Consider the following 1,751-nt stretch of genomic DNA (forward strand, 5'->3'; position numbering starts at 1 on the left):
CGACCTGCTGCTGCGCGCCCACGTGATGTCGACGTATCTGTCCCACGACTGGGGCCGCGACTGGGGGTCGCTGCGCAAGTTCGACACCATCGCCGAGGCGCGCCCCGCCCAGCTGGACCTGGGCACCGCCACCCGCAGCGGGTGGTGGTCGCCGGGACCGATTCGCATCAAGCCCTGAGGTTTGGGCCGCGGCGCGGCGGGGTACCTGCGGTGTGATCCGCGTCACTTCGCATGGCTGAGGTGACCCGATGCGCACCTGATTGGTAACGCGCACCGCCGCGCTTCTCGGCGCGGCACTCTGCCCGGCGACGACGTGGTGCGTCGCCGCAACGGCACGGTCACCGTGCAGGACGCGATCCGGCCGGGAACCACCGGTGTCTGGGTGATCATCGAGCGCCCAAACCCGCACTCGCAGAACCCGGCCGAGTTCTACACGTCGGAGTTCGTGGCCCCAGTGTGATACCGCGCGGCGCCGACCCGCTGCCGCGCCCGTTCGTCGGCCCGCTCCTGTTCGGCCGCGGTGGCCACCAGGGCATCCGAGCCCGGGAACACCGTGGCCAGGTGACCGTTGACCAGCCAGCGCACCACATAGGGCGGGGCGCCGTCCGTCCCGTGCACTTCGGTGATCAGTCCGCGCTGGTCCGCTGATTCCGTGGTCGTGCCCTTGATCACGAGCCAGTCGCCTACGTTCGCCTTCATGGTCGACTCCTCGATCGGTGGTTGCTGGGCCCGATCATCCGCCCCTGCGGCACGCCGAGGCAGGGCCATAGGTCCGCACGAACGGGACTTCGGTCCCTAGCCGGGCGCTTGCCATGGTGGTCCGATTCAGATGTAGGACCGGCATCACACGGAGGCACGGCAATGAACGCTTCACCGGAATCCCAGGCCAGGACGCGCCTGTTCGCGCGGGTACTGGGTCTTTTCCTCGTCATCGTCGACGTCACGGCCGTGGCGCGCGCCTCCGACATGCAGAAGCTGCTGTCGCAGTTCGAGGCGAACTCGCTGTGGACCTGGGTGGCCGGCGCGTTCATTCTGCTGTTCGGCCTGATCGTCGTCGCCGCTCACCAGAGCTGGCACGGCGCGGCGGCAATCATCGTGTCGCTGCTGGGCTGGCTGATCACCCTGCGCGGGATCCTGCTGCTGGCTTTCCCCAAGGCCTTCGTCTCCCTGGCGAACAGCATGATCGGCGCGCAGGGATTGTGGGTGTCGCTGTGCATCGCGTTCACCTTCGTAGGGCTGTACCTGACCTACGTCGGCTGGGCGCCCGCGGCGGCCCGGCCGGCGTCGCCGGCGGCCCAAGCGGCGCCGGATCTCCCGCGGGCCGCGTGATCCGCAACCGGGCCCCCGTGCAGGACGCGAGCGAGCGGGATCACGCGCCCGACGACAACACGGCCCACCTGGCCTCGCTCGCGGACATCCACGACGAGCTCGCCTGGTCGGCGGACGACGCCGAAGTCGAGGCGTTGCCTCGCGGGTCGGGCGTGCTGGTGGTCAAGCGAGGACCCAACGCCGGAGCGCAGTTCCGGCTGGAGGCGCCGGTCACCACCATCGGCCGCCACCCCGCCAGCGACATCTACCTCGACGACATCACCGTGAGTCGCCGGCACGCCGAGATCCGCAGGGACGCCGACGCCGGCACGTTCCGCGTCGTGGACCTCGGCAGCCTCAACAACACCTACCTCAACCGGGAGCAGGTCGACTCGGCGGTGCTGTCCGACGGCGACGAGCTCCAGGTCGGCAACTTCCGGCTG

The 1,751-nt window shown here is 69.8% G+C and carries 4 protein-coding genes and 1 pseudogene; 4 read left to right on the forward strand and 1 reads right to left on the reverse strand.

Going from position 1 to position 1,751, the window contains the following annotated elements; all coding sequences use genetic code 11:
• Together AC2VOR_RS03645 and AC2VOR_RS03650 are read left to right on the forward strand one after the other, a co-directional pair.
• Window positions 1-178 (forward strand): arabinosyltransferase C-terminal domain-containing protein (locus AC2VOR_RS03645; RefSeq protein ID WP_486963214.1); only part of this gene is annotated, 178 nt, incomplete at its 5' end.
• A 99-nt stretch (window positions 179-277) separates the two neighbouring features.
• A pseudogene (locus tag AC2VOR_RS03650) lies at window positions 278-460 on the forward strand (hypothetical protein); the annotation flags it as partial.
• On the opposite strand, the gene AC2VOR_RS03655 reads toward AC2VOR_RS03650, so the two are convergent.
• Window positions 430-699 (reverse strand): DUF1918 domain-containing protein, encoded by a 270-nt coding sequence (locus AC2VOR_RS03655; protein ID WP_369736381.1) that lies wholly within the window; start codon window positions 697-699, stop codon window positions 430-432. The pseudogene AC2VOR_RS03650 and the gene AC2VOR_RS03655 overlap by 31 nt on opposite strands.
• A gap of 162 nt (window positions 700-861) precedes the next feature.
• On the opposite strand from AC2VOR_RS03655, the gene AC2VOR_RS03660 reads away from it, so the two are divergent.
• Both AC2VOR_RS03660 and AC2VOR_RS03665 read left to right on the forward strand, forming a co-directional pair.
• The gene (locus AC2VOR_RS03660; protein ID WP_369736379.1) at window positions 862-1,329 is read left to right on the forward strand and encodes a hypothetical protein; all 468 of its coding nucleotides are present in this window, start codon (window positions 862-864) and stop codon (window positions 1,327-1,329) included.
• Between the two features lie 17 nt (window positions 1,330-1,346).
• Window positions 1,347-1,751, forward strand: a 405-nt coding sequence (locus tag AC2VOR_RS03665; protein ID WP_486963213.1) for an FHA domain-containing protein, incomplete at its 3' end; no start/stop codon positions are given.

Source organism: Mycobacterium sp. TH-M103, assembly GCF_057473785.1.